Source organism: Phytobacter sp. MRY16-398 (assembly GCF_003925915.1).
Classification (GTDB): domain Bacteria; phylum Pseudomonadota; class Gammaproteobacteria; order Enterobacterales; family Enterobacteriaceae; genus Phytobacter; species Phytobacter diazotrophicus.
On the sequence record NZ_AP018756.1, the window covers coordinates 5,614,857 to 5,639,749 of the forward strand.

A 24,893-nucleotide genomic window follows, 5' to 3' on the forward strand; every position below is an offset into this window, starting at 1 on the left:
CTCGTTTGGGTTATAGCGCCCGGAAGGGCTCCCCGTGTTTAAATTCGTTTTACGGGTACGGGACCCATAAAATCAAAAGGCGCGAAATTGTATGCCAACTTCGCGCCTTGTGCAACATTTGATCGCCTTTTTTTAGGCTTTCTCTACCTGGCTAAAGTCCAGCTCCACCGGGGTCGCACGACCGAAAATGGAAACAGAAACTTTCAGGCGGGACTTCTCGTAGTCAACTTCTTCGACCACACCATTGAAGTCAGCAAACGGACCATCGTTAACGCGGACCATTTCACCTGGTTCGAACAGCGTTTTCGGACGCGGCTTATCACCCACCTGCTGCAGACGGTTCATAATCGCATCAACTTCTTTATCGCTGATCGGCGCCGGACGATCGGAAGTACCACCGATGAAGCCCATTACGCGCGGAACGCTGCGCACCAGGTGCCAGCTTGCGTCGTTCATGACCATCTGGACCAGTACGTAACCCGGGAAGAATTTACGCTCGCTTTTACGACGCTGGCCGCCACGGATTTCGACCACTTCTTCGGTCGGCACCATAACTTCGCCAAACAACTCTTCCATATTGTGTAATTTGATGTGCTCACGCAGCGAAGTCGCTACGCGGCCTTCAAAACCGGAAAACGCCTGAACGACGTACCAGCGCTTTTTAGGAGCTTCAGACATCTCAGAACCTCAGGCCAGTGATAAAGGAAACGAGGCGAACCAGAATACCATCCAGTCCCCACAGAATAAGTGACATAACCGCAGTTACCGCAGCTACGATCAATGTGGTGTGCAATGTTTCCTGGCGAGTAGGCCAAATTACCTTACGGACTTCAGTTCTCGCTTCGCGGGCAAACGCAACGGTCGCTTTACCCTTCGTCGTCAACAGCGCGACACCACCTGCTGCAGCAATCAGAATCACAACGGCCAGCGCACGCAGCGGCAGCATCATGTCACGATAAAGGTAGTTGCCAACGATCGCTACGAGCAACAGAACAGCAACAACAACCCACTTCATCGCTTCCAGGCCGCGCCCGCTCCCTTGAGCTTCGGTATTCGCACTCATAAACCAACCTGTTACAAGAATCAGACAAACATTTTTGCCCCGCATAGGCGAGGCAACCAAACCGAAATGCTCTGGCGCGTTTCGGATTTAACGCCATCTACAGAGCCTGTCTCAGCAATGATTATGACAAAAAAAATCACTGATGAGCCAGGTTCTGATTCGAGAGCGTGCAAAAAGGGCATCAAATGATGCCCTTTTCTTACGCTTAGCGTCAAATGTTATCAGCGATTAGCCGAGAACTTTTGCTACAACGCCCGCGCCTACAGTACGGCCGCCTTCACGGATTGCGAAACGCAGACCGTCGTCCATCGCGATCGGGTGGATCAGGGTAACAACCATTTTAATGTTGTCGCCCGGCATTACCATCTCTACGCCTTCCGGCAGTTCGATGGTGCCAGTCACGTCAGTTGTACGGAAGTAGAACTGCGGACGGTAGCCTTTGAAGAACGGAGTATGACGGCCGCCTTCGTCTTTGGACAGAATGTACACTTCGGATTCGAACTTGGTGTGCGGCTTGATGGTGCCCGGCTTAGCCAGTACCTGACCACGTTCGATTTCTTCACGTTTGATACCACGCAGCAGAACACCAACGTTCTCACCAGCACGGCCTTCGTCCAGCAGTTTGCGGAACATTTCAACGCCGGTACAGGTAGATTTCGCAGTATCTTTGATACCAACGATTTCAACTTCTTCACCAACTTTGATGATACCGCGCTCTACACGACCGGTAACAACGGTACCACGACCGGAGATGGAGAATACGTCTTCGATCGGCAGCAGGAACGGCTTGTCAATCGCACGCTCTGGTTCCGGGATATAGGTATCCAGGTGGCCAGCCAGTTCGATGATTTTCGCTTCCCACTCTGCGTCGCCTTCCAGCGCTTTCAGAGCAGAACCACGAACGATCGGGGTGTCGTCGCCCGGGAAATCGTACTGAGACAGAAGTTCACGAACTTCCATTTCAACCAGTTCCAGCAGCTCTTCGTCATCAACCATGTCGCATTTGTTCAGGAACACGATGATGTACGGAACGCCTACCTGACGACCCAGCAGGATGTGCTCACGAGTCTGCGGCATCGGGCCGTCAGTCGCAGCAACAACCAGGATCGCGCCGTCCATCTGCGCAGCACCGGTGATCATGTTTTTAACATAGTCGGCGTGGCCCGGGCAGTCTACGTGTGCGTAGTGACGGATCGCAGTATCGTACTCAACGTGAGAGGTGTTGATGGTGATACCACGTGCTTTTTCTTCCGGCGCGTTATCGATCTGGTCGAATGCGCGAGCCTGGCCACCGTAAGTTTTGGACAGAACGGTAGTGATTGCAGCGGTCAGCGTTGTTTTACCATGGTCAACGTGGCCGATAGTACCGACGTTAACGTGCGGTTTTGTACGTTCAAACTTTTCTTTAGACATCGATTGTCCCTCTAAGACACGGATAAATCGGTGATATCACCACATCAACCAGGCAACATGCCCGACTTGTTGAATGCAATAAACAGAGAGAAACAGGGGAGGAGAGATAAAGAAGTGGTGCTGATACCCAGAGTCGAACTGGGGACCTCACCCTTACCAAGGGTGCGCTCTACCAACTGAGCCATATCAGCACGTCTGGAGCGGGCAGCGGGAATCGAACCCGCATCATCAGCTTGGAAGGCTGAGGTAATAGCCATTATACGATGCCCGCATCCTAAAACTCGGCTACCCTATTCTTTCTGTGTTTCAGGAGAAGAAAACTCTCCCTTTGAGTTGATTCAGTTTTGACACCAACTCTGGTCACACGAGGTGACCGAAAATGGTGGTGGGGGAAGGATTCGAACCTTCGAAGTCTGTGACGGCAGATTTACAGTCTGCTCCCTTTGGCCGCTCGGGAACCCCACCGGACTTGATGGTGCCGACTACCGGAATCGAACTGGTGACCTACTGATTACAAGTCAGTTGCTCTACCTACTGAGCTAAGTCGGCATCAAGTAGCGCGCATTCTAGGGAGACAGAGCGCTTGATGCAACTAAAAAATTGCACAAATTGTTCTATCGCTCACATTTTGCACGACAAGGCCGTTAAATGCTGCTATTTCAAGCAAATCAGTGGAAAAAACCAGCATCGTGGCAGCTATTGGAGGCCATACCTCCTCGCCGTTTAAGGCGAGCGCACCTCCCATCTGTCTGTATAAAGTGCTTTTGCTTCACCCTGATGCCGTTTTTTAACCAATCAAGAAGAAATCCCTTATTGAGGAGAGCGTGATTCGTATCACCTGTACGCGGGAGTAGCACTGTAAAAAGGGTCTTTCCGTTTATTGCGAGGAACTTGCCAATTTGTTGTGCAGGTCGTTCAGAGGGACGAAACGAACGGTCATCTTCGTAACATCATCCATCAAGATAAATAAGGTACACCATCAGCTCCAGCGAAGCGGTTCTGGTTAATGCCTTATTAATACATTTGAGAAAGCGGGTTATGCATGGCAACGCAGCCTTCTTTATCACTAAGCACAGGCCGGTTTGCATATAGAAGGTTTCTACAGTAGCAGGGACGACACTGCCTGCCGAAATAGCGGATTTCCTGAACTCAGCAGATGGAAGCACACATTCAACCGCGATTTATTACAAACGCTTATTCGCGGTAATTCCGTTATCCCGCGCTATTGCCTGGCAGTCTCTGAAACGTGATGCTTTCCCCGGAAAGCATCATGCAGACGCGATTTTTCATATTATTCCCTGCCATCTGGTGTTAACCTCCTGCCCATTGTCCTAACTTATATCAATAACGTCGCGCCATCACATTACCTTAAAAGAAGGCTTCTCGCTCCGTGTCGGAAGCATACGTGGCGAGCCACCATGGCAGGCAGAAAAAGCTTATGAGTAAAAAAGAGCAAACGTTAATGACCCCGTACTTGCAGTTCAATCGTAGCCAGTGGGCTGCGCTTCGTGATTCAGTGCCGATGACGCTCACTGAGGGTGAAATCGCGCGGTTAAAAGGCATTAATGAAGATCTCTCTTTGGAAGAGGTTGCAGAGATTTATCTGCCGCTATCGCGTTTGCTCAATTTTTATATCAGTTCGAATTTACGTCGCCAGGCTGTGCTTGAACAATTCTTAGGCACGAATGGACAAAGAATACCTTATATCATCAGCATTGCAGGTAGCGTTGCCGTGGGCAAAAGCACCACTGCACGTGTATTGCAGGCTTTATTAAGTCGCTGGCCGGAGCATCGCCGCGTTGAATTAATCACCACCGATGGCTTTTTGCATCCTAATCAGGTTTTAAAAGATCGTGGCCTGATGAAGAAGAAAGGGTTTCCGCAATCTTATGATATGCACCGTCTGGTGAAATTCGTTTCCGATATTAAATCCGGCGTGCCAAACGTTACTGCACCAGTATATTCACATTTAATTTACGATGTGATCCCGGACGGAGATAAAACGGTAACTCAACCGGATATTCTGATCCTGGAAGGACTCAACGTATTACAAAGCGGTATGGATTATCCTCATGACCCTCATCATGTATTTGTTTCTGACTTTGTCGACTTCTCCATTTATGTCGATGCGCCGGAAGAGTTACTACAGAAATGGTATATCAATCGCTTCCTGAAATTCCGTGAAGGGGCTTTCACCGATCCGGATTCTTATTTCCATAACTATGCGAAATTGACCGAAGAAGAAGCCATCAATATAGCCACATCCCTATGGAAGGAAATTAACTGGCTAAATTTGAAAGAAAATATCCTTCCAACCCGTGAGCGTGCAAGCCTCGTTATGACCAAGAGTGCTGACCACGCGGTCGAGCAAGTACGCCTGCGAAAATAAAACAAGGGGAGCGAAATGCTCCCCATTTTATTATTCGGCACTGCGTAAGGAAATTTCACCACCCATCCAGGGTTTAATTACTCCATCCTGTTCAAGTAACAATGCACCTTGTGCATCAATGCCACGCGAGATACCAAATATTTCTCTCTCGCCGATGATCAATTTCACCGGGCGATCGATAAAATTATCCAGTTTCTTCCAGCGAGAGAGCCAGGGACTTAACCCTTCTTGTTCAAAAGACTGTAGCGCAGCACGTAATTCATTAATCAGACGGACAGCGAGCGTATTGCGATCAATGGCTACACCCGCTTCTTGCAGGTTAACCCAGCCTTGATTGATCACGTCACTTTCCGCATGGCGCATGGCAAGGTTGATGCCAGCCCCTATCACGATCTGCGCAGCATCGCCAGTTTTACCGGTTAATTCAACGAGGATACCGGCAAGTTTACGGTCACCCAGATACAGATCATTGGGCCATTTCACCCGAACATTTTCTGCGCCAAGTTCTTGCAGAACCTCTGCCATGATAATGCCAATGACCAGACTTAATCCGATGGCCGCAGCCGGACCTTGTTCAAGACGCCAGTACATGGAGAGATAGAGATTCGCACCAAAGGGTGAGAACCACTTACGCCCACGCCGACCACGCCCCGCCTGCTGGTATTCTGCGACACAGGCATCACCGGATCGCAGCTCGCCGATACGATCCAGCAGGTATTGGTTAGTGGAATCAATAACCGGCAATACGGCCACTTTACCTGTTTGAACCTGCGTTACGATCAGTTCTTCATTCAACAATTGGATGGGTTCAGGAAGACTGTAACCTTTACCGGGCACGGTGAATACATCCACCCCCCAGTCACGCAGGGTTTGAATGTGTTTATTGATAGCTGCACGACTCATGCCCAGCCGCTCACCGAGCTGTTCACCAGAATGGAATTCACCATCAGCAAGGATAGAGACCAGGGTTAATGGAATGGTGTTGTCTTTCATGCAATCACCTCCACGGCATTGACTTCGCCACGATGGCCGATAAAACGCACCTCCGGTTCCAGCCAGACATTAAACTTCGCGCCAACCTGTTCACGTACATGGTGAGCCAGGCGGACAACATCTTTACTGGTCGCGTGATTTTGATTGATTAGCACCAGTGCCTGTAACGGATGAACGGCTGCCCCACCAATAGATACACCTTTTAACTGGCATTGATCGATAAGCCATCCGGCAGCGAGTTTTACTGTGCCATCAGGTTGAGGGTAATGGGGAGCTTTTGGTGACTTTTCCAGTAGCGCGGCGGCCTGTTCGGCACTCACAACCGGATTTTTAAAGAAGCTACCGGCATTACCGTTTACTTTCGGATCGGGTAACTTACTGGTGCGCATGCGGCAAACTTCTTCAAAAACGTTCTGCGGCGTTACGGTTGCCGGGTCCAGACGCGTCAGATCGCCATAAGTCAGAACCGGCTGCCACTGCTTAGATAAGCGCAAACCAACCGCGACGATTGCGTAGCGATCCTGATACTCATGTTTGAAGATACTGTCACGGTAGCCAAAGCGGCAAGCTTCTGCCGTTAATCGGCGGGTATTTCCCGTACTCAACTCTACACAGTCGACATAGGCGCAAACGCGCTGCAATTCAACACCGTATGCGCCGATATTCTGGATAGGCGATGAACCAACACAACCAGGGATCAACGCAAGGTTTTCCAGACCGGGCATTCCATGCGAGAGTGTAAATTGCACGAGTTGATGCCAGTTTTCTCCCGCACCAACATGTACATGCCAGGCCTCGGCGCTTTCCTCAGTTTCAATACCCAGGATGCGGTTAATAATGACCGTACCTGTGAAATCTTCCAGGAAAAGAACATTACTGCCCTCACCCAGCATCAATACGGGCTGTTCATTACGTACGGATTCCTGCCACGCTTCAAGTAGTTGCTGCACGCTTTCAGCACGTATTATTTTATTTGCATTGTGATCAATGCCGAAGGTATTCCAGGGCTTAAGGGAGTGGTTCATAGACGCTATCCTGATGCAAAAACCCGGCTAGTTTACCGCATATGCAAAGTGAGCGCTTGTGGTTATATGGGAGGTTTCTTGAGGGATAAAAACGCAAAAAGCCCATCCGTGAGGATGGGCTTCTTACTTGTCTGATGCCTGGCAGTTTATGAATCACGTTGTGATTCACCCTTCGGGCCGTTGCTGCGCAACGTTCAAAAGCGCTCGCTTTTGTCCTACTCTCTGTCGAGTAGCGAACTGCCCCGAAGACGGGTGCAGGTCTTTTAATTTGATGCCTGGCAGTTCCCTACTCTCACATGGGGAGACCCCACACTACCATCGGCGCTACGGCGTTTCACTTCTGAGTTCGGCATGGGGTCAGGTGGGACCACCGCGCTAAAGCCGCCAGGCAAATTCTGTTGCCGGAAACGAATCTTTTTCACTGTGGCTGCGTTGGCTGCATTCGCAAAGTCAGTCACATACTCATGTATGCTCCTTCCTTTCCTTCATTTGCCGCCTTGCCTCAGCGTAAAATCTTTCGTTCCCGAAAATCTGTATCTAAGCTGAAAATTCTCTCAATCCGCCAAAACATCTTCGGCGTTGTAAGGTTAAGCCTCACGGTTCATTAGTACCGGTTAGCTCAACGCATCGCTGCGCTTACACACCCGGCCTATCAACGTCGTCGTCTTCAACGTTCCTTTAGTGTCCTTAAAGGACAAGGGAGAACTCATCTCGGGGCAAGTTTCGTGCTTAGATGCTTTCAGCACTTATCTCTTCCGCATGTAGCTACCGGGCAGTGCCATTGGCATGACAACCCGAACACCAGTGATGCGTCCACTCCGGTCCTCTCGTACTAGGAGCAGCCCCCCTCAATTCTCCAGCGCCCACGGCAGATAGGGACCGAACTGTCTCACGACGTTCTAAACCCAGCTCGCGTACCACTTTAAATGGCGAACAGCCATACCCTTGGGACCTACTTCAGCCCCAGGATGTGATGAGCCGACATCGAGGTGCCAAACACCGCCGTCGATATGAACTCTTGGGCGGTATCAGCCTGTTATCCCCGGAGTACCTTTTATCCGTTGAGCGATGGCCCTTCCATTCAGAACCACCGGATCACTATGACCTGCTTTCGCACCTGCTCGCGCCGTCACGCTCGCAGTCAAGCTGGCTTATGCCATTGCACTAACCTCCTGATGTCCGACCAGGATTAGCCAACCTTCGTGCTCCTCCGTTACTCTTTGGGAGGAGACCGCCCCAGTCAAACTACCCACCAGACACTGTCCGCAACCCGGATTACGGGTCCACGTTAGAACATCAAACATTAAAGGGTGGTATTTCAAGGTTGGCTCCATGCAGACTGGCGTCCACACTTCAAAGCCTCCCACCTATCCTACACATCAAGGCTCAATGTTCAGTGTCAAGCTATAGTAAAGGTTCACGGGGTCTTTCCGTCTTGCCGCGGGTACACTGCATCTTCACAGCGAGTTCAATTTCACTGAGTCTCGGGTGGAGACAGCCTGGCCATCATTACGCCATTCGTGCAGGTCGGAACTTACCCGACAAGGAATTTCGCTACCTTAGGACCGTTATAGTTACGGCCGCCGTTTACCGGGGCTTCGATCAAGAGCTTCTCCTTACGGATAACCCCATCAATTAACCTTCCGGCACCGGGCAGGCGTCACACCGTATACGTCCACTTTCGTGTTTGCACAGTGCTGTGTTTTTAATAAACAGTTGCAGCCAGCTGGTATCTTCGACTGATTTCAGCTCCACCCGCAGGGGCTTCACCTACATATCAGCGTGCCTTCTCCCGAAGTTACGGCACCATTTTGCCTAGTTCCTTCACCCGAGTTCTCTCAAGCGCCTTGGTATTCTCTACCTGACCACCTGTGTCGGTTTGGGGTACGATTTCGTGTTACCTGATGCTTAGAGGCTTTTCCTGGAAGCAGGGCATTTGTTACTTCATCACCGTAGTGACTCGTCATCACACCTCAGCCTTGATTATCCGGATTTGCCTGGATAACCAGCCTACATGCTTAAACCGGGACAACCGTCGCCCGGCTAACATAGCCTTCTCCGTCCCCCCTTCGCAGTAACACCAAGTACAGGAATATTAACCTGTTTCCCATCGACTACGCCTTTCGGCCTCGCCTTAGGGGTCGACTCACCCTGCCCCGATTAACGTTGGACAGGAACCCTTGGTCTTCCGGCGAGCGGGCTTTTCACCCGCTTTATCGTTACTTATGTCAGCATTCGCACTTCTGATACCTCCAGCATGCCTCACAGCACACCTTCGCAGGCTTACAGAACGCTCCCCTACCCAACAACACTTAGTGTCGCTGCCGCAGCTTCGGTGCATGGTTTAGCCCCGTTACATCTTCCGCGCAGGCCGACTCGACCAGTGAGCTATTACGCTTTCTTTAAATGATGGCTGCTTCTAAGCCAACATCCTGGCTGTCTGTGCCTTCCCACATCGTTTCCCACTTAACCATGACTTTGGGACCTTAGCTGGCGGTCTGGGTTGTTTCCCTCTTCACGACGGACGTTAGCACCCGCCGTGTGTCTCCCGTGATAACATTCTCCGGTATTCGTAGTTTGCATCGGGTTGGTAAGCCGGGATGGCCCCCTAGCCGAAACAGTGCTCTACCCCCGGAGATGAATTCACGAGGCGCTACCTAAATAGCTTTCGGGGAGAACCAGCTATCTCCCGGTTTGATTGGCCTTTCACCCCCAGCCACAAGTCATCCGCTAATTTTTCAACATTAGTCGGTTCGGTCCTCCAGTTAGTGTTACCCAACCTTCAACCTGCCCATGGCTAGATCACCGGGTTTCGGGTCTATACCCTGCAACTTAACGCCCAGTTAAGACTCGGTTTCCCTTCGGCTCCCCTATTCGGTTAACCTTGCTACAGAATATAAGTCGCTGACCCATTATACAAAAGGTACGCAGTCACCCCATTAAGAGGCTCCCACTGCTTGTACGTACACGGTTTCAGGTTCTTTTTCACTCCCCTCGCCGGGGTTCTTTTCGCCTTTCCCTCACGGTACTGGTTCACTATCGGTCAGTCAGGAGTATTTAGCCTTGGAGGATGGTCCCCCCATATTCAGACAGGATACCACGTGTCCCGCCCTACTCATCGAGCTCACAGCCTGTGTGCTTTCGTGTACGGGGCTGTCACCCTGTATCGCGCGACTTTCCAGACGCTTCCACTAACACACAAGCTGATTCAGGCTCTGGGCTGCTCCCCGTTCGCTCGCCGCTACTGGGGGAATCTCGGTTGATTTCTTTTCCTCGGGGTACTTAGATGTTTCAGTTCCCCCGGTTCGCCTCGTTTGACTATGTATTCATCAAACGATAGTGCAACGGATTGCACTGGGTTTCCCCATTCGGACATCGCCGGGTCAAAGGTTCATATCACCTCGCCGGCGCTTTTCGCAGATTAGCACGTCCTTCATCGCCTCTGACTGCCAGGGCATCCACCGTGTACGCTTAGTCGCTTAACCTCACAACCCGAAGATGTTTTGTTCTGTCCGGTTTGTTGCGCGTTGTGAATACTGCGTTGTTCCGTACTCGCGATGCTCATGGACATCAAGTCCACTCCGCTCGCTGCGTGCGGTACGCCTTGTCTTCACGTCGCTCACGTCACCTTTTACAGTGTCATCTTCTGATTGCGATAATTTGAGAGACTCGAACACACTTTCGTGTGTCGTTTCAATTTTCAGCTTGATCCAGATTTTTAAAGAGCAAAACTTCGCAGTGCACCTTTTCAGGTTCACTCTGAAGTTTTCTTGTGTTCGCAGTAAAAGATGGTGGAGCTATGCGGGATCGAACCGCAGACCTCCTGCGTGCAAAGCAGGCGCTCTCCCAGCTGAGCTATAGCCCCATCGTGATCACCTCTGTACCGGTAATTCGTTCTGAGACAAGGCGCGGAATAACGAAGCATACTGAGGTATGCGAGTTATTTTGCAACGCAGTATCAGGACGAATTTGGTAGGCCTGAGTGGACTTGAACCACCGACCTCACCCTTATCAGGGGTGCGCTCTAACCACCTGAGCTACAAGCCTGCAGAGATTTCTTACTGCTCTATTTCATCAGACAATCTGTGTGAGCACTACAAAGGCAGGTTCTTTAAGGTAAGGAGGTGATCCAACCGCAGGTTCCCCTACGGTTACCTTGTTACGACTTCACCCCAGTCATGAATCACAAAGTGGTAAGCGCCCTCCCGAAGGTTAAGCTACCTACTTCTTTTGCAACCCACTCCCATGGTGTGACGGGCGGTGTGTACAAGGCCCGGGAACGTATTCACCGTGGCATTCTGATCCACGATTACTAGCGATTCCGACTTCATGGAGTCGAGTTGCAGACTCCAATCCGGACTACGACATACTTTATGAGGTCCGCTTGCTCTCGCGAGGTCGCTTCTCTTTGTATATGCCATTGTAGCACGTGTGTAGCCCTGGTCGTAAGGGCCATGATGACTTGACGTCATCCCCACCTTCCTCCAGTTTATCACTGGCAGTCTCCTTTGAGTTCCCGGCCGGACCGCTGGCAACAAAGGATAAGGGTTGCGCTCGTTGCGGGACTTAACCCAACATTTCACAACACGAGCTGACGACAGCCATGCAGCACCTGTCTCACGGTTCCCGAAGGCACTAAGGCATCTCTGCCAAATTCCGTGGATGTCAAGACCAGGTAAGGTTCTTCGCGTTGCATCGAATTAAACCACATGCTCCACCGCTTGTGCGGGCCCCCGTCAATTCATTTGAGTTTTAACCTTGCGGCCGTACTCCCCAGGCGGTCGACTTAACGCGTTAGCTCCGGAAGCCACGCCTCAAGGGCACAACCTCCAAGTCGACATCGTTTACGGCGTGGACTACCAGGGTATCTAATCCTGTTTGCTCCCCACGCTTTCGCACCTGAGCGTCAGTCTTTGTCCAGGGGGCCGCCTTCGCCACCGGTATTCCTCCAGATCTCTACGCATTTCACCGCTACACCTGGAATTCTACCCCCCTCTACAAGACTCAAGCCTGCCAGTTTCGAATGCAGTTCCCAGGTTGAGCCCGGGGATTTCACATCCGACTTGACAGACCGCCTGCGTGCGCTTTACGCCCAGTAATTCCGATTAACGCTTGCACCCTCCGTATTACCGCGGCTGCTGGCACGGAGTTAGCCGGTGCTTCTTCTGCGGGTAACGTCAATCAACACGGTTATTAACCGTATTGCCTTCCTCCCCGCTGAAAGTGCTTTACAACCCGAAGGCCTTCTTCACACACGCGGCATGGCTGCATCAGGCTTGCGCCCATTGTGCAATATTCCCCACTGCTGCCTCCCGTAGGAGTCTGGACCGTGTCTCAGTTCCAGTGTGGCTGGTCATCCTCTCAGACCAGCTAGGGATCGTCGCCTTGGTGAGCCATTACCTCACCAACTAGCTAATCCCATCTGGGCACATCCGATGGCAAGAGGCCCGAAGGTCCCCCTCTTTGGTCTTGCGACATTATGCGGTATTAGCTACCGTTTCCAGTAGTTATCCCCCTCCATCGGGCAGTTTCCCAGACATTACTCACCCGTCCGCCACTCGTCACCCGAGAGCAAGCTCTCTGTGCTACCGTTCGACTTGCATGTGTTAGGCCTGCCGCCAGCGTTCAATCTGAGCCATGATCAAACTCTTCAATTTAAAAGTTTGATGCTCGTAGAATTAAACTTCGTAATGAATTACGTGTTCACTCTATGAGACTTGGTATTCATTTATCGTCCGAGGACGTTAAGAATCCATGTCACTTTGAGTGCCCACACAGATTGTCTGATAAATTGTTAAAGAGCAGTGCCGCTTCGTTTTTCGCTGCGGCGCGGGGTGTGCATATTACGCTTTCCCGCTGCAGAGTCAAGTGTTTATTTTCACTTTTCTCTGCGGAATTCTCACCGGCATTCGCCTGAGAACCCTGCTAACCCGGCGGCTTGTTTGCCGTTGTTCCGTGTCAGTGGAGGCGCATTATAGGGAGTTCTTGTGAAGTGACAAGCATAAAATTCAAAAAAATTATCGTTCGCTCATATTTCATTCATAGCGGCGGTTAAAGCGGCGCTTTGCTGTTTAACTGAGCAATTTTGCGCGCAAATTCGGTCACCTGCTGCCAGTCGGTATAGACCACTTCTTTACGGGTATCCGTTTCGCCATCCGTCATCTTCATAATGAGTTGAATCATCAGACGATCAAACCAGCGATAACGCGGGTAACGCAGCGCACCTGCAAACACGACGCACTCATCAGGACGCCATGGCGAACGCAGCAAAAACTTACGGGTGTAGTTGTTAGTCTGCGGGGTGCGCTTCTCGGGCTTGCGCGCGACAAGGTTTACAGAGAAGAACGCGCCGGGCAGCGCATTCAGGTTTTTCTGGTGCTGCTTTACGAAATTGTCCAGCGCCGGGTTGAAATGACCATAACGAATAGAAGCGCCGATGACGACGCGCTCATAGGCTGACCAGTCAATCGTCCTGACACGATTGAGATTGAGCACATCGGTACTCACCCCCAGCTCGCTTAATTGCGAGGCCAGATAAGCGGCAATCTCACGCGTTTGTCCATCACGAGTAGAAAACAAAATTAGCGTTTTCACGTATAGCTCCCTTATTCGCGCCAGAAGGTCGGCGTGAACAGTACCAATAAGGTAAAGACCTCAAGACGACCAAACAGCATATTGGCAATCAGGATCCATTTCGCAATCGGGTTCATGCTGGCGAAGTTATCCGCCACTACACCAAGCCCCGGGCCCAGGTTATTGAGTGTCGCCACGACAGAAGCGAATGCGGAGAAGTCATCCACGCCGGTCGCAATGATAGCCAGCATACTGACGATAAATACCAATGCATAGGCGGAGAAGAACCCCCATACCGCTTCAAGAATACGCTCCGGCAGGGCACGGTTCCCCAGTTTGATGCTATATACCGCATTCGGATGCACCAGACGTTTCAGTTCACGGTTACCCTGTTTAAACAGCAGCAGAATACGAATAACTTTCAGGCCGCCCCCCGTCGAGCCCGCGCAGCCGCCGATAAAGGCTGAGCAGAGCAACAGCACCGGCAGGAATAACGGCCAGCGAGAGATACTGTCGGTCGTGAAGCCTGCGGTTGTCGCCATCGACACCACCTGGAAGAAAGCCTGGTTGAGCGTCGTCATCGCCGAACTGTAGACATTATGGAACCACAGCATCACGGTGCAGATCACCACCAGCGTCAACTGTACGCCGATGAACATGCGAAATTCAGGATCGCGCCAGTACACTTTCAGACTGCGACCGCTGAGTAAAGAGAAGTGCAGACCATAGTTACAGCCGGAGATCAGCAGAAAGATGGCGATAATGGTGTTAATCGTAGGGCTGACGAAGTAGCCCACGCTGGCATCATGCGTCGAAAAGCCGCCAATCGCGATGGTTGAGAAGCTGTGCCCGATTGCATCGAAAGCGGGCATACCGGCAAACCACAATGCCAGCGCACAGGCGATAGTCAGCAATACATAGATGAGCCACAGCGTCTTCGCTGTTTCGGCAATACGCGGACGCATTTTATTGTCTTTCAGCGGCCCTGGCATTTCAGCGCGATAGAGCTGCATACCCCCGACGCCCAGAATAGGCAGAATCGCCACCGCCAGCACGATGATCCCCATACCACCAAACCACTGCAGCATCTGACGATAAAAGAGAATGGCATGAGGCAACGAGTCCAGCCCCACCAGCGTGGTGGCCCCTGTCGTCGTTAACCCAGAGAACGATTCGAAAAAAGCATCCGTCACCGTCAGGTTTGGACTTTCGGAGAAGATAAAGGGCAACGCCCCCACACTACCCAGCACGGTCCAGAACAGCACAACGATCAGAAAACCCTCGCGCGATTTCAACTCACTCTTTTCACGGCGGTTAGGCCACCACAGCAGAGAGCCAATCGCCAGCGCGACAAAGAATGTCTGTGTGAATGCCCTTCCTGCGCCATCACGATAGATAAGTGCAACCAGCCCTGGCAGAATCATCGTCCCGGAAAAGAGAATGATCAGAAGTCCAACAATTCGGGTTATGGCACGAAAATGCATCTCTGCCGCTTCCTTAGGTACGCAAAAATTAGGTGGGGATTATTCTTCAATCTTGTGTAATTGCAACGCACCACGACTGAAATCAGCAAGTTTTGTTGAAAAAGCAGCCAGTTCAGATTGCGGGAGTGCCACCCGAAGCCGAACAAACGCCTCGTATTCACTCGCAACAATCTTGCCGGAAAACTGCCCCAGCAGGGTTTCAACCCCGGTCAACTGCCCATATTCACATTGCAAAGTATATTCGGTTAATGGCGTCTTGCGCAGCGTCGTCAACTGCGCAAGCGCCTGGCTCACACCGCCGCCGTAAGCTTTAACCAGTCCACCGGTCCCCAACAACACGCCACCGTAGTAGCGCACCACTACGGCGGTCATTTCCCCGACCCCACTTCCCATTAGCTGGGCGAGCATCGGTTTTCCGGCTGTACCCGCAGGTTCACCATCATCAGAAAAGCCCAGTTGCTGCGAATCATTCGGCGGCCCGGCTACCCAGGCCACACAATGGTGTCGCGCATCCGTGTGTTCAGCACGTACTGACTCGACAAACGCCTTAGCCGCTTCCACACCATCAGTATGGGCCAGGTGTGTGATAAAACGGCTTTTCTTGATCTCTTCGACAAAGGTGACCGGCGCTGCCGGTATCAGCCAGCTATCCATTACGCCAGTTTCAAATCACGCGTCATGTTTTCGATACTGTTTTCGTGAATCACCACGTTGTCTTCGATACGAATGCCGCCAAATGGTTTCAGCGCCTCAATTTTCTGCCAGTTGAAGTGCTTGCTGAACGGGCCGTCACGCCATGGCGCCAGCAGTGATTCAATAAAGTAGATACCCGGCTCAATCGTCAGCACCATACGTGGTTGCAATACACGGGTACAACGCAGGTAAGGGTATTTGGACGGCGCCGCCAGGTGCGTACCGGTATCATCCTGCATAAAGCCTGCAACATCGTGCACCTGCAGGCCAAGCGGGTGACCAATGCCGTGTGGCATGAATGGGCCGGTCAGGTCATTTTCGACCATTGCCTCTTCGCTCATATCAGAGATTATCTGATGTTTACGCAGCAGCTTCGCAATACGTTGATGGAACTGGAGGTGGTACTCGGTGTAGTTAACACCCGACTTCATCGTAGCGATCAACGCCAGTTGTTCATCATTAACATATTTGACCAGATGGGCATAATCGTTATCGCTGTTGGCCGACCAGGTGCGGGTCAGGTCTGCGGCATAACCGTTATATTCCGCCCCTGCATCCAGCAAGAAACTACGCAGTTCTGCCGGTGCGCGATGATCCAGTTTGGTGTAATGAAGGACGGCGGCGTGCTCATTGAGCGCCACAATATTGCTGTAAGGCACATCGGTATCGCGATGCCCGGTTGCGGTCAAATAAGCCAGGTTGATATCAAATTCACTCATCCCGGAACGGAACGCCTCTTCCGCCGCACGATGCCCCATTACCGCCGTTTTCTGCGCTTCACGCATACATGCCAGTTCGTAATCAGTTTTATAGGCGCGGTAATAGTGCAAGTAATCGATCACCCCTTTCGGGTTGATGTTACTGGCAGCGATATCCAGCGAAAGCGCGCGCTCGGGAACCGGGCCGATATACCCAATATTTCCGCGAGCAGCAGGTAACAGGCTGCCAATACCGTCGGCTTTCGGCAGGGCAATCACCTCAACTTCGTCGGTCCAGAAGGAGGTCGGTAACGGCTCAACGTTGTGCCAGTAATCGACCGGCAGGTAGAACCACAGTTTCGGTTTGTTAACGCCATCGACCAGCAACCAGCAATTTGGAACCTGTGTGACCGGAACCCAGGCTTTAAACTGCGGATTGACTTTGAAAGGGTACGGATGGTCGTCGAGAAAGACATTGAACAGTTCACCGGAGTGAATCAACAGCGCGTCCAGTTTAAAGCGGGCCAGCACGTCCCGGGTACGTTCCTGGAGCGTAACGATATGATTTTTATACAGCGCAGCCAGTGAGTCCATCATTCTTCCTTCTGTTTTTTGAGCTCAAGTTTTTGCATCTTAGCATACCTGATCCCGGTAGGGTGATTTCGGCTGAGCGTGATCAAACTAGCAATTCTTTAAAGATAAATTTGCAATTTATTAACATAAAAACCACACTCCGCTTCATCTGGTATGACCAGATCCCTTGCTGGATTCAGGAGACTGACATGCTCTACAAAGGCGATACCCTATATATCAACTGGCTGGAAGATGGCATTGCCGAACTGGTGTTCGATGCCCCCGGGTCGGTGAATAAGTTAGACACGGCAACCGTAGCCAGCCTCGGCCAGGCGCTGGACATGCTGGAAAAACAGGCGGATTTAAAAGGCCTGCTGCTGCGCTCAGAAAAAGCGGCGTTTATTGTCGGTGCCGATATTACCGAATTCCTCTCTCTGTTCCTGGTTCCGGCAGAACAACTGAGTACCTGGCTGCACTTTGCCAATAGCGTGTTCAATCGCCTGGAAGATTTGCCGGTACCGACCATTTCTGCCGTAAACGGCTATGCGCTGGGCGGCGGCTGCGAGTGCGTGCTCGCCACCGACTACCGTCTGGCGACGCCGGATCTGCGCATCGGTCTGCCGGAAACGAAACTGGGCATCATGCCTGGTTTTGGCGGTTCCGTCCGTATGCCACGTCTGCTGGGCGCCGACAGTGCGCTGGAAATCATTGCCGCCGGGAAAGATGTTGGCGCCGAAGAGGCGCTGAAAATTGGCCTGGTCGATGGCGTAGTTCAGCCGGAAAAATTAAAAGCAGGCGCAGTGGCGATTTTACGTCAGGCGATTAACGGCGATCTCGACTGGAGAGCCAAACGCCAGCCGAAGCTGGAGCCGCTGCACTTAAGTAAAATCGAAGCCACCATGAGCTTTACGATTGCCAAAGGTATGGTCGCGCAGACAGCAGGTAAACATTACCCCGCCCCCATAACAGCGGTTAAAACCATTGAAGCAGCCGCTCGCTTTGGCCGTGAAGAAGCCCTGAAACTTGAAAATCAAAGTTTTGTTCCTCTGGCGCACAGTAAAGAAGCCCGCGCACTGGTCGGTATTTTCCTCAACGATCAATACGTGAAAGGCAAAGCGAAAAAACTGACCAAAGATGTCGAGACACCAAAACAGGCCGCCGTGCTGGGTGCGGGTATTATGGGCGGCGGTATTGCTTACCAGTCTGCCTGGAAAGGCGTGCCGGTCATTATGAAAGACATCAATGACAAATCGCTGACGCTGGGTATGAGTGAAGCGGGTAAGCTGCTTAATAAACAGCTTGAACGCGGCAAAATCGATGGACTAAAACTGGCGGGGGTCATTTCCACTATTCACCCGACCCTCGACTATGCCGGCTTTGAGCGCGTGGATGTCGTAGTCGAAGCGGTTGTTGAAAACCCGAAAGTGAAAAAAGCCGTTCTCGCAGAAACCGAAGAAAAGGTAAGCCCGGATACCGTCCTGGCGTCAAACACCTCCACGATCCCGATTTCCGAACTGGCAAGCGTGCTTAAACGCCCGGAAAACTTCTGCGGGATGCACTTCTTTAACCCGGTACACCGTATGCCGCTGGTTGAAGTCATTCGCGGTGAAAAAACGTCTGATAAAACCATCGCTAAAGTCGTGGCATGGGCGAGCAAAATGGGCAAAACACCGATCGTGGTGAATGACTGCCCGGGATTCTTCGTCAATCGCGTGTTGTTCCCTTATTTTGCCGGCTTTAGCCAGTTGCTGCGTGACGGTGCGGATTTCCGCAAAGTCGATAAAGTTATGGAGAAAGTCTTTGGCTGGCCAATGGGCCCAGCATATTTGCTGGATGTGGTCGGTATCGACACGGCGCATCACGCGCAAGCCGTCATGGCGGCGGGCTTCCCGCAGCGGATGCAGAAAGATTATCGCGATGCTATCGACGCGCTGTTCGACGCTAACCGTTTCGGGCAGAAAAATGGCCTTGGCTTCTGGCGCTATAAAGAAGACAGCAAAGGCAAACCGAAGAAAGAAGAAGATGCCGAGGTAAATGCCCTGCTGGCAGAAGTTAGCCAGCCGAAGCGTGACTTTAGCGACGATGAGATTATCGCCCGTATGATGATCCCGATGGTCAACGAAGTGGTGCGCTGCCTGGAAGAAGGCATTATCGCCAGCCCGGCAGAAGCCGATATGGCGCTGGTCTACGGTCTCGGTTTCCCTCCGTTCCACGGCGGGGCATTCCGCTGGCTCGACACGCTTGGCAGCGCAAAATATCTCGATATGGCGCATCAGTTCCAGCACCTCGGCCCGCTCTATGAAGCCCCGGCCGGGCTGCGCGAGAAAGCGCGCCACAACGAAGCGTATTATCCCCCGGTTGAACCTGCCCGTCCGGCAGGTGAACTGAAAACGGCTTAAGGAGTCACAATGGAACAGGTTGTCATTGTCGATGCAATTCGCACCCCGATGGGCCGTTCAAAAGGCGGCGCATTTCGCAACGTGCGCGCGGAAGATCTCTCCGCGCACCTGATGCGCAGCCTGCTGGCGCGTAACCCGGCGCTGGACGCTTCTGCGATTGACGATATTTACTGGGGCTGTGTTCAGCAGACTCTGGAGCAGGGTTTCAATATTGCCCGCAACGCGTCATTGCTGGCGGAAATCCCCCATTCCGTACCTGCAGTAACCGTTAACCGTCTGTGCGGTTCATCAATGCAGGCGCTGCACGATGCCGCCCGGATGATCATGACCGGCGATGCGCAGGTCTGTCTGGTTGGCGGCGTGGAGCATATGGGTCATGTTCCGATGAGCCACGGCGTGGATTTCCATCCGGGTATGAGCCGCAATGTGGCGAAAGCCGCAGGAATGATGGGGCTTACCGCAGAGATGCTTTCCCGGATGCACGGCATCAGCCGCGAAATGCAGGACGCGTTTGGCGCGCGTTCTCATGCCCGCGCCTGGGCCGCCACACAGTCCGGGGCATTTAAAAATGAAATCATCCCCACCGGCGGCCACGATGCCGATGGCGTGTTAAAGCAATTTAATTATGACGAAGTCATTCGCCCGGAAACCACCGTTGAAGCGCTCTCGGCCTTAAGACCGGCGTTCGATCCGGTGAGCGGCACGGTCACTGCGGGGACCTCTTCCGCCTTGTCCGACGGCGCATCGGCAATGCTGGTCATGAGTGAGAGCCGTGCCCGCGAGTTAGGCCTGAAACCACGGGCGCGCGTACGCTCGATGGCTGTCGTCGGGTGCGACCCATCCATTATGGGTTATGGCCCGGTTCCGGCATCAAAGCTGGCGCTGAAAAAAGCGGGCCTGACCACCAGCGACATTGACCTGTTTGAAATGAACGAGGCCTTTGCCGCACAGATCCTACCGTGCATAAAAGATCTGGGGTTGATGGAGCAGATTGACGAGAAGATCAACCTCAACGGCGGTGCGATCGCGCTCGGCCATCCGCTGGGTTGTTCAGGTACGCGTATCAGCACTACCCTGCTCAACCTGATGGAGCGCAAAGATGCCCAGTTTGGTCTGGCGACCATGTGTATCGGGCTGGGCCAGGGCATCGCAACGGTGTTCGAGCGGGTATAACACGATGCCGGGGCGCTTCGCGTGCCCGGCTTACAAAAATTGATCTCAAAGACATTGGCGCCAGAACAAGACGGCAAGCGACTACATCCCGATGCGCTTACAGAAGTAAGTGATTCGGGCAAATGAGTGCAGCCAACGCAGTTATGGTGTCAATGGCAAAGAAAGATTTAGTTGCCGTTTTCCCGCCTGTCAGGGGCGGGCTTTTTATTTCTTATTCTTCTCTCCATCCCTTACACTCCTTATGGGAGCGACACCACATCGACAAGGGAATGAAATGAAGAACGCTACTCTGGCTTTATCCTGTCTGTTTATTCTGTTACCCACATTCGCACTGGCAGCACAGACAGCACTGGCAAATGAAGAGACCCGCCAGGAACAGGTCATGGCACAACGCTGCCTGACATTTGGGCTCAATAAGCTCAGAGCCGACAATCCGGGATTACATGCGAAACTGCAAACCGCCAGGCCGAACGCCAGCACCGCGGTTATTGAGCGCTTCGATGAAAATATCGGTAGCCAGCATATTGCGACCCAGGTGACGGCAAACCTCGAAACGAAGCAAGGCGCGACAGGCGAGATGATGTGTCTGTTAGAAAACGATGAGCCGTTGTTTGTTTACTTCTACAACCTGGATGAGTGATTGCTGAAAACCACCACCTTCACGAAGGGGTGGTTTTCGGGAAGGCTTAAATAAACGCGAATGCGTCGCCAAACAGGCGGTCTTCACGTGCACCACGCTCATTGCAGAACAGGTCACGGGCGATTTTCGCCATCTCAAAACGTCCGGCGATATAGATATCATGCTCCGCCAGCGTACCGAAATCCTGCAATACGGCGGTCAAAACGGTTCCGCTGCGACCACGCCAGTTCTCTTCCGGCTGCTCAACCACCGGCACCACGCGCAGGTTCGGATGATCAACGGACAATGCTTCCAGCTCGGACAGATCGTACAGGTGCTTCTCTTCGCGCCCACCCCAGTAAATGGTGATATCACGGTTCGGGTTTTGCTCAAGCGCCGTCAACAAAATGGAACGCGCGTAGGAGAACCCGGTTCCCCCGGCAATCAGCACTAACGGACGCTCTTCATCGTCACGTAGCCAGGCGTCACCGTGCGGAAGATCCACCACAATTTCCCGGTCTTTCAGGATACGGTCCATCACCGCCATGGCGTAGAGATTTAATTCTGATGCGCCAATGTGCAGCTCGATAAAGTCGTGCTGGCTCGGCGTGGAAGCCAGAGAGAAGGGGCGTTTGTCTCGTTCATCCATCACTACCATTAAGTACTGGCCAGCGCGAAAAGAAAAAGCCGCTTCCGGCACTAAACGGACGCGATATACGGTATCGGTGATGGCGTCTACCGAGGTCACTTTACAGCTTAAGGTTGTCATGCGCTCCCTCTGTCGGGTTCATACTCGTTGTCGTAATGTCTGGCGAAAAACGGCGGCGCGTCAGGCACCTTTACCGTCACTAAAAATGGCCAGTTCATCCCAGATGGCGTCGATACGCGCCGTCACGTCAGGATCTTTCCTGATGGGGCGACCCCACTCTCGTTCGGTTTCGCCAGGCCATTTATTGGTGGCATCCAGGCCCATTTTTGAGCCAAGACCGGAAACCGGCGAGGCAAAGTCCAGGTAATCAATTGGCGTATTCTCCACCAGTACCGTGTCCCGCGCTGGGTCCATACGGGTGGTGATCGCCCAAATCACATCGTTCCAGTCACGCGCATTGACATCGTCGTCACACACAATCACGAACTTGGTGTACATAAACTGGCGCAAGAACGACCAGACGCCCATCATGACGCGTTTTGCATGACCTGCGTACTGTTTCTTCATGGTGACGACGGCAAGGCGATAAGAACAGCCCTCCGGCGGCAGATAAAAATCGACGATTTCCGGGAACTGCTTTTGCAAAATCGGGACGAACACTTCATTGAGCGCCACACCGAGCACGGCAGGTTCATCCGGCGGACGGCCGGTGTAGGTCGAATGGTAAATCGCGTCTTCACGCTGCGTAATGTGCGTGACGGTAAAGACCGGGAAGTTATCAACCTCGTTATAGTAGCCGGTATGGTCGCCATACGGCCCTTCGGGTGCCATCTCTCCAGCCTCAATATAGCCTTCCAGCACCATTTCCGCACTGGCCGGGACTTCTAAATCATTGGAGAGACATTTGACGACTTCGGTTTTGGTGCCGCGCAGTAACCCGGCAAAGGCATATTCCGACAGGGTGTCCGGAACGGGCGTCACCGCCCCCAGAATCGTCGCCGGGTCCGCACCGAGAGCTACAGAGACCGGGAAACGTTCGCCCGGATGCGCCGCACACCATTCCTGAAAATCGAGTGCACCGCCGCGATGGGACAACCAACGCATGATCAGCTTATTTTTACCAATCAGTTGCTGGCGATAAATGCCTAAATTCTGGCGCTCTTTTTGTGGTCCGCGCGTTACCGTCAACCCCCAGGTAATCAGCGGCGCGACATCATCGGGCCAGCACTGCATGATAGGGATTTTGGTGAGATCAACATCGTCACCCTGCACCACTTTTTGCTGGCAAGGCGCACCGCGCAGCCGTTTGGTCGGCATGTTCAGCACTTGTTTAAACTGGGGGAGCTTATCGAAGAGGTCGCGAAAGCCTTTTGGCGGCTCCGGCTCTTTCAGAAAGGCCAGTAATTTCCCCACCTCTCGCAGGGCGCTCACCTCTTCCTGCCCCATACCTAATGCAACCCGACGTGGCGTACCGAACAAATTGCACAGCACCGGCATCGTGTACCCTTTCGGGTTTTCGAACAGTAACGCCGGTCCTCCCGCGCGCAGGGTGCGGTCGGCAATTTCCGTCATCTCCAGATGGGGATCAACCGGTAATGTAATGCGTTTTAATTCACCCTGCTGTTCAAGCAGCGTCAGAAAATCACGTAGGTCATGGTATTTCATGGGGTTTATAATGGCCTCTTGCTAAGCGCTCTATTATACGGTGTTCATCTTCACGTTGCTGTAATTTTGTTAAATCAAGGTGAAAGAGGACGGTAAGTATTGTCGCCAGTTATAATCAACTTCGCCATCGCCTTAGGCTTTTGGTATGCTTGCTCACCGAACTTTCGGAAAAGAACATTATGCAATCCTGGTATTTACTTTACTGCAAACGAGGCCAGCTCCAGCGCGCCCAGGAACATCTTCAACGCCAGGCGGTCAACTGCCTGACGCCAATGATCTCACTGGAAAAAATGGTCCGTGGTAAACGTACCACGGTGAGCGAACCGCTCTTCCCAAATTATCTGTTTGTCGAGTTCGATCCCGAGGTGATTCACACCACCACGATTAATGCGACTCGCGGCGTTAGCCACTTTGTCCGTTTTGGCGCGAGCCCGGCACAGGTTCCTTCAACGGTTATCCATCAGCTTTCCCTGTATAAACCCGAGGGCGTTACCGACCCTGAAACGCCGTACCCCGGCGATAGCGTGATCATTACCGAAGGGGCGCTGGAAGGGTTACAGGCTATCTTTAAAGAGCCGGACGGCGAAGCCCGCTCCATGCTGCTGCTTAACCTGCTGAATAAACAGGTGCTACAGAGCATCAAAAACACCGACTTCCGTAAAGTCTGATCCTGCGTTAAAGCCTGATGCCAAATAGCGTCTGCACGTTTTGATTCGTCACGTCGCTAAGCCATTGGGCATCTTCACCGCGCAACTGAGCGACACAGGCCAGAATATGCCCCAGATGCGCGGGTTCGTTGCGTCTCGATGCCGGTTTCGGCGACAAATCACGCGGCAGCAAATACGGCGCATCGGTTTCTACAAACAGACGGTCTGCGGGGATATACGGCAACACGTCGCGCAGTTCCAGTCCACGCCGTTCATCACACACCCAGCCGGTAATACCCAGATAGATACCCCGCGCCAGACACGCCTGCGCTTCGTCTAATGTGCCGGTGAAACAGTGCAGCACCGCACCGGGCAACCGGGGAAGCCAGGGATCCAGGAGCGCCAGAAAACGGTCATGGGCATCGCGACAGTGTAAAAAAACGGGCATACCACGTTCTGCCGCCAGCGCCAGTTGCGCGGAAAAAGCCCGCTCCTGCTCTTCAGGGGTCGAGAAATTACGGTTGAAATCGAGCCCACACTCGCCAATTGCCACCACTTCTGGCTGGTCGGCGAGCTGGCGGAGGGCATCTGCCGTGTCCTGCGTCCAGCTACTGCTATCGTGCGGATGTACACCGGCGGTGGACCAGCAGCGTGGATAGTGTTTTGCCAGTTGTTGCGCCTGCTGACTTTCATGCAGATTGGTGCCGGTCAGCAGCATGCCGCTGACACCCGCCGCCTGCGCGCGCGCCACCACATCATCACGATCTTTGGCAAACTGGGAACTGGTGAGATTCACACCGATATCAAACATACAGCGCTCCAGACAACAACCGCCCT

General features: G+C 52.6%; 17 protein-coding genes, 6 tRNA genes and 3 rRNA genes. 5 read left to right on the forward strand and 21 right to left on the reverse strand.

The window, feature by feature from the left end; genetic code table 11:
• Positions 1–132 precede the first annotated feature (132 nt).
• The 7 genes from nusG to MRY16398_RS27490 form a co-directional block, all read right to left on the reverse strand.
• Positions 133–678: a transcription termination/antitermination protein NusG gene (nusG, locus tag MRY16398_RS27460; protein ID WP_001287521.1), complete on the reverse strand. Its 546-nt coding sequence runs from the start codon at positions 676–678 to the stop codon at positions 133–135.
• A 1-nt stretch (position 679) separates the two neighbouring features.
• Positions 680–1,063 carry a preprotein translocase subunit SecE gene (secE, locus tag MRY16398_RS27465; RefSeq protein ID WP_003033128.1) on the reverse strand — a complete coding sequence of 128 codons (384 nt, stop codon included), beginning with the start codon at positions 1,061–1,063 and terminating at the stop codon, positions 680–682.
• A 228-nt stretch (positions 1,064–1,291) separates the two neighbouring features.
• On the reverse strand, positions 1,292–2,476 hold the full coding sequence (tuf, locus tag MRY16398_RS27470) for an elongation factor Tu (protein ID WP_047372260.1): 1,185 nt from the start codon (positions 2,474–2,476) through the stop codon (positions 1,292–1,294).
• 115 nt (positions 2,477–2,591) lie between these two features.
• Positions 2,592–2,667 (reverse strand) — tRNA-Thr (locus MRY16398_RS27475).
• Positions 2,668–2,672: 5 nt separating this feature from the next.
• Positions 2,673–2,747: transfer RNA gene (locus MRY16398_RS27480), tRNA-Gly, on the reverse strand.
• Between the two features lie 109 nt (positions 2,748–2,856).
• Positions 2,857–2,941: transfer RNA gene (locus tag MRY16398_RS27485), tRNA-Tyr, on the reverse strand.
• Positions 2,942–2,949: 8 nt separating this feature from the next.
• Positions 2,950–3,025, reverse strand: a tRNA-Thr gene (locus tag MRY16398_RS27490).
• An 889-nt stretch (positions 3,026–3,914) separates the two neighbouring features.
• On the opposite strand from MRY16398_RS27490, the gene coaA reads away from it, so the two are divergent.
• Positions 3,915–4,865, forward strand: a complete 951-nt coding sequence (gene coaA / locus MRY16398_RS27495) for a type I pantothenate kinase (protein WP_125125554.1) — start codon at positions 3,915–3,917, stop codon at positions 4,863–4,865.
• A gap of 30 nt (positions 4,866–4,895) precedes the next feature.
• Here coaA and birA read toward each other — a convergent pair whose 3' ends face one another.
• The 11 genes from birA to pepQ all read right to left on the reverse strand — a co-directional run bounded on the left by birA (position 4,896) and on the right by pepQ (position 16,925).
• The gene (birA, locus tag MRY16398_RS27500; RefSeq protein ID WP_125125555.1) at positions 4,896–5,858 is read right to left on the reverse strand and encodes a bifunctional biotin--[acetyl-CoA-carboxylase] ligase/biotin operon repressor BirA; all 963 of its coding nucleotides are present in this window, start codon (positions 5,856–5,858) and stop codon (positions 4,896–4,898) included.
• Positions 5,855–6,883, reverse strand: a complete 1,029-nt coding sequence (murB, locus tag MRY16398_RS27505; RefSeq protein WP_107224803.1) for a UDP-N-acetylmuramate dehydrogenase — start codon at positions 6,881–6,883, stop codon at positions 5,855–5,857. The genes birA and murB overlap by 4 nt, the downstream gene beginning before the upstream one ends.
• Positions 6,884–7,156: 273 nt before the next feature.
• A 5S ribosomal RNA gene (gene rrf, locus MRY16398_RS27510) occupies positions 7,157–7,272 on the reverse strand.
• A 194-nt stretch (positions 7,273–7,466) separates the two neighbouring features.
• Positions 7,467–10,368 (reverse strand): 23S ribosomal RNA (locus tag MRY16398_RS27515).
• A gap of 304 nt (positions 10,369–10,672) precedes the next feature.
• A tRNA-Ala gene (locus tag MRY16398_RS27520) sits at positions 10,673–10,748 on the reverse strand.
• 105 nt (positions 10,749–10,853) lie between these two features.
• Positions 10,854–10,930: transfer RNA gene (locus MRY16398_RS27525), tRNA-Ile, on the reverse strand.
• Positions 10,931–11,000: 70 nt separating this feature from the next.
• Positions 11,001–12,540: ribosomal RNA gene (locus MRY16398_RS27530) — 16S ribosomal RNA — on the reverse strand.
• Together the 16S, 23S and 5S rRNA genes with 2 tRNA genes alongside form the textbook arrangement of a ribosomal RNA operon.
• Positions 12,541–12,934: 394 nt before the next feature.
• Complete coding sequence (gene hemG / locus MRY16398_RS27535; RefSeq protein WP_125125556.1) at positions 12,935–13,477, reverse strand: menaquinone-dependent protoporphyrinogen IX dehydrogenase; 543 nt, start codon at positions 13,475–13,477, stop codon at positions 12,935–12,937.
• Between the two features lie 11 nt (positions 13,478–13,488).
• Positions 13,489–14,940 (reverse strand): Trk system potassium transporter TrkH, encoded by a 1,452-nt coding sequence (gene trkH / locus MRY16398_RS27540; protein ID WP_125125557.1) that lies wholly within the window; start codon positions 14,938–14,940, stop codon positions 13,489–13,491.
• A gap of 39 nt (positions 14,941–14,979) precedes the next feature.
• Positions 14,980–15,594 carry an IMPACT family protein gene (locus MRY16398_RS27545; protein ID WP_125125558.1) on the reverse strand — a complete coding sequence of 205 codons (615 nt, stop codon included), beginning with the start codon at positions 15,592–15,594 and terminating at the stop codon, positions 14,980–14,982.
• Complete coding sequence (gene pepQ, locus MRY16398_RS27550; RefSeq protein WP_125125738.1) at positions 15,594–16,925, reverse strand: Xaa-Pro dipeptidase; 1,332 nt, start codon at positions 16,923–16,925, stop codon at positions 15,594–15,596. The genes MRY16398_RS27545 and pepQ overlap by 1 nt, the downstream gene beginning before the upstream one ends.
• Before the next feature lie 188 nt (positions 16,926–17,113).
• Here pepQ and fadB point away from each other — a divergent pair, with 188 nt between their 5' ends.
• The 3 genes from fadB (at position 17,114) to MRY16398_RS27565 (ending at position 21,116) form a co-directional block, all read left to right on the forward strand.
• Entirely contained in the window at positions 17,114–19,303 is a 2,190-nt protein-coding gene (gene fadB / locus MRY16398_RS27555; protein ID WP_125125559.1) for a fatty acid oxidation complex subunit alpha FadB, read from the forward strand.
• Positions 19,304–19,312: 9 nt separating this feature from the next.
• Positions 19,313–20,476: an acetyl-CoA C-acyltransferase FadA gene (fadA, locus tag MRY16398_RS27560; RefSeq protein WP_039077067.1), complete on the forward strand. Its 1,164-nt coding sequence runs from the start codon at positions 19,313–19,315 to the stop codon at positions 20,474–20,476.
• Positions 20,477–20,750: 274 nt separating this feature from the next.
• Positions 20,751–21,116 (forward strand): hypothetical protein, encoded by a 366-nt coding sequence (locus MRY16398_RS27565; RefSeq protein WP_232034369.1) that lies wholly within the window; start codon positions 20,751–20,753, stop codon positions 21,114–21,116.
• A gap of 46 nt (positions 21,117–21,162) precedes the next feature.
• Here MRY16398_RS27565 and fre read toward each other — a convergent pair whose 3' ends face one another.
• Positions 21,163–21,864: an NAD(P)H-flavin reductase gene (fre, locus tag MRY16398_RS27570; protein WP_039077066.1), complete on the reverse strand. Its 702-nt coding sequence runs from the start codon at positions 21,862–21,864 to the stop codon at positions 21,163–21,165.
• Between the two features lie 60 nt (positions 21,865–21,924).
• Positions 21,925–23,409 carry a 4-hydroxy-3-polyprenylbenzoate decarboxylase gene (gene ubiD / locus MRY16398_RS27575; protein ID WP_064572394.1) on the reverse strand — a complete coding sequence of 495 codons (1,485 nt, stop codon included), beginning with the start codon at positions 23,407–23,409 and terminating at the stop codon, positions 21,925–21,927.
• Between the two features lie 179 nt (positions 23,410–23,588).
• Between ubiD and rfaH the strand changes: the two genes are divergently transcribed.
• The gene (gene rfaH / locus MRY16398_RS27580; RefSeq protein WP_039077064.1) at positions 23,589–24,077 is read left to right on the forward strand and encodes a transcription/translation regulatory transformer protein RfaH; all 489 of its coding nucleotides are present in this window, start codon (positions 23,589–23,591) and stop codon (positions 24,075–24,077) included.
• Between the two features lie 7 nt (positions 24,078–24,084).
• Here rfaH and tatD read toward each other — a convergent pair whose 3' ends face one another.
• A complete protein-coding gene (tatD, locus tag MRY16398_RS27585) occupies positions 24,085–24,867 on the reverse strand; it encodes a 3'-5' ssDNA/RNA exonuclease TatD (RefSeq protein WP_125125560.1) in 783 nt (260 codons plus the stop codon).
• Positions 24,868–24,893: the final 26 nt, after the last annotated feature.